Below are 341 nucleotides of genomic sequence, written 5' to 3' on the forward strand. Positions count from 1 at the left end.
GTACTGGCGGGGGGAGGCCAAGGCGGGGCGGACGGTCGCGGCGCGGGTCATCAACACCACGTCGGGAGCTGGCCTGTTGGGGAGCGTCGGGCAGGGGAACTACGCGGCCGCGAAGGCGGGGATCGTGGGGCTGACGCTGGTGGCCGCGGCGGAGATGGGGCGGTACGGGGTGCAGGTCAACGCGATTGCGCCGGCGGCGCGGACCCGGATGACGGAGGAGACGTTCGGGGCGCTGGAGGGGTTGCCCGAGGACGTGTCGCCCCTGGTGGTGTGGCTGGGGTCCGAGGGGTGCCAGGGGGTCAGCGGGCGGGTCTTCGAGGCGGAGGCGGGACGGATCACGG

The 341-nt window shown here is 74.5% G+C and carries 1 protein-coding gene; it reads left to right on the top strand.

Translation table 11 applies throughout. The features are described from left to right. Positions 1 to 341, top strand: a 341-nt coding sequence (locus tag J0695_RS41035) for an SDR family NAD(P)-dependent oxidoreductase (RefSeq protein WP_206969894.1), incomplete at both ends; no start/stop codon positions are given.

This window comes from Streptomyces beijiangensis (genome assembly GCF_017315755.1).
Lineage (GTDB): Bacteria > Actinomycetota > Actinomycetes > Streptomycetales > Streptomycetaceae > Streptomyces > Streptomyces beijiangensis.